The organism is Corallococcus exercitus (genome assembly GCF_003611585.1).
GTDB lineage: Bacteria > Myxococcota > Myxococcia > Myxococcales > Myxococcaceae > Corallococcus > Corallococcus exercitus.
Map to the genome: position 1 here is coordinate 1 of NZ_RAVW01000455.1, position 7,414 is coordinate 7,414.

5 protein-coding genes and 1 pseudogene are annotated in these 7,414 nt (G+C 69.5%); 3 read left to right on the forward strand and 3 right to left on the reverse strand.

What is annotated here, in order from left to right:
• Window positions 1–279: 279 nt before the first annotated feature.
• Both D7W79_RS35535 and D7W79_RS35540 read left to right on the forward strand, forming a co-directional pair.
• Window positions 280–1,065: a DUF4142 domain-containing protein gene (locus D7W79_RS35535; protein WP_120529754.1), complete on the forward strand. Its 786-nt coding sequence runs from the start codon at window positions 280–282 to the stop codon at window positions 1,063–1,065.
• A gap of 78 nt (window positions 1,066–1,143) precedes the next feature.
• Window positions 1,144–1,422 (forward strand): hypothetical protein, encoded by a 279-nt coding sequence (locus D7W79_RS35540; protein ID WP_120529755.1) that lies wholly within the window; start codon window positions 1,144–1,146, stop codon window positions 1,420–1,422.
• A gap of 54 nt (window positions 1,423–1,476) precedes the next feature.
• Here the strand turns inward: D7W79_RS35540 and D7W79_RS35545 are convergent, their stop codons facing one another.
• Window positions 1,477–3,507 carry an alpha/beta hydrolase family protein gene (locus tag D7W79_RS35545; RefSeq protein ID WP_120529756.1) on the reverse strand — a complete coding sequence of 677 codons (2,031 nt, stop codon included), beginning with the start codon at window positions 3,505–3,507 and terminating at the stop codon, window positions 1,477–1,479.
• Window positions 3,508–3,688: 181 nt separating this feature from the next.
• On the opposite strand from D7W79_RS35545, the pseudogene D7W79_RS35550 reads away from it, so the two are divergent.
• Window positions 3,689–4,252 (forward strand): annotated as a pseudogene (locus D7W79_RS35550) (DsbA family oxidoreductase); the annotation flags it as partial.
• Window positions 4,253–4,261: 9 nt separating this feature from the next.
• Here D7W79_RS35550 and fliB read toward each other — a convergent pair.
• Together fliB and D7W79_RS35565 are read right to left on the reverse strand one after the other, a co-directional pair.
• Window positions 4,262–5,632, reverse strand: coding sequence for a flagellin lysine-N-methylase (fliB, locus tag D7W79_RS44615; RefSeq protein ID WP_208729925.1), 1,371 nt, complete (start codon window positions 5,630–5,632; stop codon window positions 4,262–4,264).
• 10 nt (window positions 5,633–5,642) lie between these two features.
• Window positions 5,643–7,414, reverse strand: a 1,772-nt coding sequence (locus tag D7W79_RS35565; RefSeq protein ID WP_147442213.1) for an Hsp70 family protein, incomplete at its 5' end; no start/stop codon positions are given.

Genomic DNA, 7,414 nt, shown 5'->3' on the forward strand with positions numbered 1-7,414 from the left:
CCCTCCCGGGATGCCTAGCTTTTCGGGCACGAGGAGGACGGATGGCGGTCCCTGACAGTCGTGTGGTGCTGAACGTCCGCGCCCCGCCCCCGGGTCAGTGGCGCTGTCCACTGGCGCACCCCACCGCGGGCGCAACGTGAGTTGGCATACGTCCGCCCTCCTATGCCCTGGGTTCACCGTGGCGCCCTGTCCCAAGGTGCGCCGCGCGGATCCGGGTGTGCCCGGTCCACCGACTTTGTCCCGCCTCACTTCCGAGGCCTTGAAAAGGAGCAGCACCCAATGAAGCGCACCCTGCACGGAGTCACCCTCGCCGCGGTCCTCTTCACCGGCGGTGTCTCGCTGGCCCAGAGCGCCGCGCCCGCCACGCCCGCCACCAAGCCCGCTCCCGCCGCCAAGGGCATGGCCGAGTTCAAGGGCTTCATGGCCCCCACGGACCCGAAGGCCTTCCTGGAGCGCGTGCACTACATCAACCAGTCGGAGATCAAGCAGGCCGAGCTCGCGCAGAAGAGCTCCGAGAACCCGGACGTGAAGAGCTACGCGCAGATGATGATCGACTCGCACACGGCCGCGGACAAGCAGGTCATGGACTTTGCGAAGACGCAGAACCTGAAGCTGGCGGACATGCCCAAGCCCGCCAACGACATGGAGAAGAAGGCCATGGCCGCCGACAAGGCGAACATGGAGAAGCTCCAGACCCTCAAGGGCATGCCGTTCGACTCGTGTTACATGGCCAACCAGGTGGGCGCCCATGACGCGGCCATTGGCATGGTGATGGCGGCGAAGCAGGGCATGACCTCCGCCCCCGCTGAGATGACCACCATGCTGACCCAGCTCAGCCAGGAGCTGCCCAAGCACCGCGAGATGGCCTACCAGACGCTGGGCAAGCTGGACGACGCCATGGGCGTGGGCGGCGCCGGCATGCAGGGCGGCACCATGAACCACGGCTCCATGGGCGGCTCCATGGGCGGCTCGACGGGCGGCACCATGGGCGGCTCGACGGGCACCACGGGTGGCTCCATGGGCGGCTCGACGGGCACCACGGGCGGTACGACGAAGACGAAGTAATCCAGCTTCGCTGAAGACCGGGACGCCTTCTGGGAAGTGCATTCCCGGGAGGCGTCTTCGTCTGCATACTGCCGCGCCATGTCACGACTGATTGCCCTGGCCTCCTGTGTCTCCGTGCTGCTGCTCACCGGCTGTTCCAACAACGCGGACGCCATCTGCGACAAACGCAAGGAGTGCTTCGAAGCCGACCTGGATACCGGCAAGTGCGCCGACAAGATTGGCGCCTGGGAGGACGAGAAGGAGAGCGAGCAGGACGACCGCCGCGCGCGCACCGCGGAGTGCTCGGAGTGCATCTCCGACCGCACCTGCTCGGAGGTCCTCGCCAGCTGCATCGACGACTGCTTCGGCATCCCCTGAAGCTCCGGTGAAGCTCGGGGCTGAAGCCCCAGGGGATGCCCTGCTGGACGCGCGCTACTTGCGCGTCCAGCGGTCCAGCCAGCCCAGCACCTCGTCGTGCCACTGGATGCTGTTCTGGGGCTTGAGCACCCAGTGGTTCTCATCCGGGAAGTACAGGAAGCGGGACGGGATGCCCCGGCGCTGCAGCGCGGTGAAGGTGGCGATGCCCTGCGTGTCCACCACGCGGTAGTCCTTGCCGCCGTGGATGACGAGCATGGGCGTCTTCCACTTCGCCACCTGGTTCACCGGGTTGAACTTCTCGTACGTCTCCGGCTTCTCCCACGGCAGCGCCTTGTGCTCCCACTCGGGGAACCAGAGCTCCTCCGTGTCGTAGTAGGCCGCGCGCTCGTCGAAGATGCCGTCGTGGTTCACGAGGCACTGGAAGCCGTCCGCCCAGTTGCCGGCGATCCAGTTGATCATGTACCCGCCGTAGCTGCCGCCCAGCGCGCACCGCTTCGTCTTGTGGATGAAGGGGTACTTCTGGAGCGCGGCGTTGAGGCCCTTCTGCAGGTCCTCCAGCGGCTTGCCGCCCCAGTCCCCGGCGATGGAGTCCGTGAAGGCCTGGCCGTAGCCGGTGGAGCCGTGGAAGTCGATCATCACCGTCACGTAGCCGCGGCCCGCGTACACCTGCGGGTTCCACCGGTAATGGAAGTGGTTGCCGAAGCTGCCCTGCGGCCCGCCGTGGATGAGGAAGGCCAGCGGGTACTGGCGCTTCGGGTCGAAGTCCACCGGCTTCACGACGTAGCCGTGCACCGTCTCGTTGTTCCAGCCCGGGAAGTTGAACTGCTCGAAGGCGCCGAACTTCAGGCCCGCGAGCGCCTCCTGGTTCACCTGGGTGAGCTGCCGGGCGCCGGTGCCGTCCGCCTTCATCGCGTACAGGTCCGACGGCGAGTCCAGGTCATCCAGCGCGTAGACGACCTGGCCGTCCGCCGCGGGCTGGGCGCCCTCCGCGTTGCCCGCCTGCGTGAGGCGGCGCGGCTTGCCGGTGGCCACGTCCAGCGCGAACACGGCGTTCTGCCCCACGTCGTTGGCCGTCGTGTAGAGCGTGGCGCCGTCGTTGCTCCACGCGAGCGAGCCGGCGGAGCGGTCCCAGTCCTGCGTGAGCACGCGCTCCTGGCCGCCCGGCCACGCGCGCAGGATGACGCGGAAGCGGTCGGACTCGTAGCCGGGGCGGGACATGGCCACGTACGCGAGCGTCTTGCCGTCCGGGCTGAACGTGGGGCTCGTGTCCGTGGCGCGGTTCTTCTCCGTGAGCTTGCGCGGCTTCGCCTTGCCGTCGATGGGCGCGAGGAAGAGGTCCAGGTCGGTGGACCAGGACTCGGTGGGGCCCACGTCGCGCGCGGCGAAGACGATGCCCTTGCCGTCCGGGGTGAAGGTGAACTCCTCCGCGCCGCCAAAGGGCTTGCTGGGCGCATCCGCGTCCATGCCCTTCATCACGTCCACGGGCGTGCCGCCGGCCACGGGGACGACGAACAGGTGGGAGCGCGTGCCGTCTCCCCACGTGTCCCAGTGGCGCGCGAAGAGCTGATCATACGCACGGCCGGTGGTCTTCTTCTTGGAGGCCTCCGCGGCGCGCTGGGTGCTGCACGCGAGGTCCGCGCAGTCGGGGCGCACGTCCAGCGCCACCGCGAGCTGCTGGCCGTCGCGCGACAGCGCGAAGCTGTTCACGTCGAGCGGCAGCTTCGTGACGGGCAGCGGCTCACCGCCATCCACGGGCAGCCGCCACACCTGCGAGGAGCCGCCGCGCGACGACAGGAAGAAGAGGCTCTTGCCGTCGGGGGCCCAGACCGGGTCGCTGTCGCTGTCCGGGTGGGCGGTGAGCTGGCGCGGGGCCGAGCCGTCCAGCCTGGCGAGCCACAGGTCGGTGCGGCCGCGGTTCATCTCCAGGTCGGTGGAGCGCAGGACGTAGGCGACCTGGCGGCCGTCGGGCGAGACGCGGGGCCCGCTGAGCCGGCGCAGCGTGACCAGGTCCTGTTGGTTGAACGGATGGGGCGCGGGCGCCGGGTTGGCGCCGAGCGCCAGGGCCGCGAGGAGCGACAGGGGCACGGTGAGGTTCCTCCGAGAGATGGAACCCGGACCGTGCCCTTGGGAGGGCGGGCTGTCCACCGCTGGATGCGGGCCCGGTGGAAGGGGTGGAAGGCTCCAACGCGCGGTGCTAGAGATTCAGCCCATGAGCGCACCCATCGTCGTCCACATCTGGTCCGACTTCGTTTGACCCTGGTGTTACGTCGGCCTCGGTGAGGTCGAGAAGCTGAAGAAGGAATACGACGTCCAGGTGGAGTGGCACCCCTACTTCCTGCGCCCGGAGACGCCTCCGGAAGGGCTGCCGTTGCCCGAGTACGTGCGCCAGGGGATGAAGGACCCCAACAACCCGCTGAAGCTCCGCGCCGCGAAGGCCGGGCTGACGATGGTGCAACGGGACATCATCCCGTCCACGCGCCGTGCGCACGAAGCCGCGGAGTACGCGCGGGCGCAAGGCCGGCTGGAGCCCTTCCAGGCCGCCATCCTGCGACGCTACTGGAGCGAGGGGCAGGACCTCTGGCAGTGGGACACGCTCCGGGGCGCGGGCGTGGAGGCCGGGTTGGATCCGGACGAACTGCAGCGTGCCGTGGAAGAGGGCCGCTACCGGCAGCTGGTGGAGGAGTCGGTGCGCGAGGCCCAGGAGATGGGCATCCGTGCGGTGCCCACGTTCATCCTGGGCGACAAGCTGGCCATCCAGGGCGCGCACGAGTACCCGTCGTTCCAGCGGGCCATGCAGCAGCTGGGCGCGAAGCCGAAGTCGCAGGGTTGAGCGCGGGCGCTACAGGCCCTTCACCAGGATGAGCAGCCGCGCGAAGGTCTCCGGACCTTCGCCGGCCAGGCCCCTGGCGAAGTCCAGGAACGTGGGGGCCTGCTCCACGTGCTTGGCGACGACCTGGAACGCCTCCACGGCGGCGGCGTCCAGCGCGGCCTCGGGCGTGCCGGGAGCGTCCAGCAGCGCCACCACGGCCGGGTGACCCAGCAGCACCCAGCGCACCACGGAGGCGCGCAGCACGAGCAGGAACACGGCGTTCAGGAGGCTCGGGGCTTCGGTGAACGGGTGGCGCAGGACGTGGTTGAGCGCGTGGTGCAGGAAGTACTGGTGCACGCGTTCCCGATGCAGGGACTCCAAGGTGGAGCGCCGGGCAGCGTGGAGTTGCCACGCTTCATCAGGGTTCGCGTTCGAACCGCCATAGGACGCGTGCACGTCGCGCACGAGCGAGAGGAAGCGCGGGCTGCTCACGGCGGCCTCGCGCGAGCGGAGCACGGCGGCGCAGATGCCGGCCCACGGGCCTCCGGGCAGCTCCAGCGCTTTCAGCTGAGCTTGCAGGGACGCGAGGGTGTCCGTGGATTCGTACTCACGGAGGATGCGCGCGAGCCGCGCTTCGGCCGCTTCCGCTTGGGCCTCGCTTGCATCCAGCGCGGAGTCCGCCACGGGCTCGCGCGTTGCGGACGCGGAGGCCTCCACGGCTTCGCTCGCGCCGGGATGCGGTGACGCCTCCGCGGCTGTGGACGCGAACGCCGTCGTCCCCGGGAAGTAGAAGTCGCCCAGGTCCAGCGCCATGCGGCCCAGTGCGTACAGCCTCGCGGCGAACGGGACTTCACGCCGATTCAGGAGCCGCAGCATCGCTTCGCGCACGGTGTCCGCGTGGGCCGTCCACGCGTCGTCACCCGCCGCGACCTGCCTCGCGACCTGTGGACGCAGGGCCTGTTCCTCGGGCACAGGCTCACGCACCAGTGCGTCCTCTGCCAGCAGGCACAGGCGCGCCGTCTCCGGACACGCGAGTGACCCCGCCATCTCCACCTGCGTGCCCCAACGCGTGAGCACCCTCGGAAAGACGGAGCAGCCGTCCGGCAACACCGCTTCTCCGTACCGGCGCTGGAGCGAGCACAGCTTCGCTTCGTCCAGGAAGGCGCAGTGTCCGTCCGCGCGCTTGCCCAGGATGCCCGCCTGCTGGCCCGTGGCGCCTTCCGGGTTCGGGGTGATCAGCGCCGCGACGCGCGCCTCGTCCGGGCTGCCCGCGACCTTCTGGCGCAGCAGGCTCCAGCGCGACTCGCTGATGGGCACCGTCAGCCCCGCGCAGCAGGTGTCCTCGCACGCCTCCGCGATGCAGCGGAAGCGCGCCATGTAGCGGGGGGCGGAGGCGGTCATGGGCGCCAGTCTACTTGCGGCCCAGCGCCTTCTTCACGAACCCCCAGAAGCGACCCGCGCGGTCCTTCAGGTCCGCGCCCCGGCGCTCCTCGGCGGCGCTCACCGCCTCCTTGCTCACCTGGAGCTGCCTCTGGAGCTCCTCCGGCGAGTAGCGCGTGGCGAGCGTCGCCTTCACTTCCTTGCGCGTCGAGTACTCGCGCGCCTCCACGTGCAGCACGCATTCGGAGTCGAGCTTCAGCGTCACGGCCACGCGCACGGAGCCCTTGGGGCCTCGCGGGAGCCCTTCCATGCGCACGGTGCCCAGGTACTCGTTGGCGGAGATGTGGTTGTCCTCGCCCTGGAAGATGGACAGCTCCATCCGCTCTTCGTTGTCCTGCGACGTGCTGATGGCGAACGAGCGCTGCGTGGGCAACGGGCTGTTGCGCTCGACGACGCGCTTGAAGCCGCCGCCGGGCATGGCCACGCCAATGGTCATGGGCAGCACGTCGATGAGCACCACGCTGCTCACCTTGTCCACCGAACCCGAGTACAGCGCCGCGCCCAGCGCCACGGCCTCGTCCGCGTTGACGCTCGCCTGCGCGTTCTTGCCGAAGAGGCCCTTCAGCTTCTCGCGCACCAGCGGCATGCGGCTCATGCCGCCCACGAGGATGATGTCGTCCACCTCGTTGGCGCGCAGCTTCGCGTCCAGGAGCACGTCGCGCACGACGTCGATGGTGCGGTTGAGCAGCGGGTCGCAGATCTTCTCCAGGTCCTGGCGCGACATCGTCACGCGCAGGTCCCGGGGGCGGCCCGCGTTGTCCATCATCAGCATGGGGATGTGGACCTCGAAGGTGCTGCGCTCGGACAGCCCCATCTTCGCGCGCTCGGCGGCGTCGGCCACGCGCGACAGGGCGATGCCGTCCCCGTTGAACGCGATGCCCTCCTTCTCCTGGAAGCGCTCCAGGAGGAAGTCGACGATGAGGTTGTCGAAGTCGATACCGCCCAGGAAGATGTCGCCGCCGGTGCCCAGCACCTCGAAGACGTTCTTCTCGATGCGCAGGATGGTCGCGTCGAAGGTGCCGCCGCCCAGGTCGTAGACGAGCACCTTCTTGTTGAGCTCGCGGTTGAGGCCGTACGCGAGCGCCGCGGACGTGGGCTCGTTGAGGATGCGCTCCACCTTGAGGCCGGCCATGTGGCCCGCCTTGCGGACCGCTTCACGCTGGGGCTCGGAGTAGTAGGCCGGCACCGTCACCACGGCGCGCTCCACCTTCTGGTTGAGGTGGGTTTCGGCCATCTCCTTGCACTCGCGCAGGATGATGCCCTGCACCTCTTCCAGCGACAGCACGTCGTTGCCCAGGCGCACGGCGGCGCGGCCGGCGGCGTCGGGGGTGATTTCGTAGTGGAAGCGCTCGCGCACCTGCTTCACCACGGCGCTGTCGTAGGGACGGCCGACGAGGCGCTTCGCGCCGTAGATGGTGTGCGTGGGCCGCAGCACCAGCTGGTTCTTCGCGCGGTGACTGACGAGCAGCTTGTTCTGCGCGCTCAGCGAGATGACCGACGGGATGGTGTTGTAGCCCTCGCGCGAGCGCAGCACGACGGGCCGGCCGTTGGACAGGAGCGCCACGCAGGAGTTGGTGGTGCCCAGGTCGATGCCGATGACGGGGCCCGTGCCGGCCAGCGTCTGCGGCGGCGTGAGGTAGATGGGGCGCACCTGGCCGTTGGCGTCCAGGGCCGGAGGCGGCGCGGGTGTCGCCGGAGCAGCGGCGGGCGCGAGCATCGCGGGGGCGCTCGGCGCTGCTCCGG

What these genes read in the sequence shown, in the direction of transcription:
- fliB (WP_208729925.1), bottom strand. Translation starts at nt 5,632, where the DNA reads ATGACCGCCTCCGCCCCCCGCTACATGGCGCGCTTCCGCTGCATCGCG.
- D7W79_RS35535 (WP_120529754.1), top strand. Translation starts at nt 280, where the DNA reads ATGAAGCGCACCCTGCACGGAGTCACCCTCGCCGCGGTCCTCTTCACC.
- D7W79_RS35540 (WP_120529755.1), top strand. Translation starts at nt 1,144, where the DNA reads ATGTCACGACTGATTGCCCTGGCCTCCTGTGTCTCCGTGCTGCTGCTC.